This window comes from Ammonifex thiophilus, assembly GCF_003368535.1.
In the GTDB taxonomy this organism is placed as follows: domain Bacteria; phylum Bacillota; class Desulfotomaculia; order Desulfotomaculales; family Ammonificaceae; genus Ammonifex; species Ammonifex thiophilus.
The window spans coordinates 1-692 of record NZ_QSLN01000052.1 but is presented as its reverse complement, the minus strand read 5'-3'; the positions used below and the strand labels follow the sequence as shown (position 1 = coordinate 692).

Annotated in this window: 1 pseudogene; it reads right to left on the bottom strand. The window is 44.5% G+C overall.

The features are described from left to right. Window positions 1-252 (bottom strand): annotated as a pseudogene (locus DXX99_RS10995) (group II intron reverse transcriptase/maturase); the annotation flags it as partial. Window positions 253-692 lie beyond the last annotated feature (440 nt).

Genomic DNA, 692 nt, shown 5'->3' with positions numbered 1-692 from the left:
ATCTACTTCCATCCCATCGACTCCATGGCTTCCTTTATTTGCAACAACGCGCTTGTATGCTGCTTCCATGTTCCCTCGTTCTACTATCATTTCAAGCATCTTGCCGGTATATCTTTGTACCTCGTTTCTTCCATCTTCCGACGCCGATGATATACTATGCACTTCCGTTGTCTTTTGAAATTCCATTTCTCTATTCAACGGATAGCCTCTTTGTTGAGTTGTCTGCAGTCTCTGCATATCTTTCGAGTCCATAAGATTTCCAAAACCTCCTAACGTTCGGTCCTTCCTTATCTATTCATGTCTAGATAAGTACTATGACCTCTGCTGACTTCTCAAGGTTCAACCATACATCACTGTATGGGTTGTCACTTCAGATTTTACTTCCATGACTTATCCTTGAGACCTCCCCGGGTAAGAACGATAACTTTCATCTCATATATCTGCCAGATTTACTGTATGGGATTCGGGTAGTGTTGGACTTCGTTTTGTTACGCAAACTCATCCATCCCAATTCAGCCTCTTATCTGGTTCTTGTTCATCAGACCGAGATTTTGCCTTAAGCTTCCTTCAGATTCCACCTCACGATGGACACCCTTGCTCTTGGCTAGTGGTTCCCACTACCAAGCCCACAGCGGACTTTCACCGCCTAGTTATCGCCCATGCCGGGCGCACGTAAGAAAATCAGGTCATAA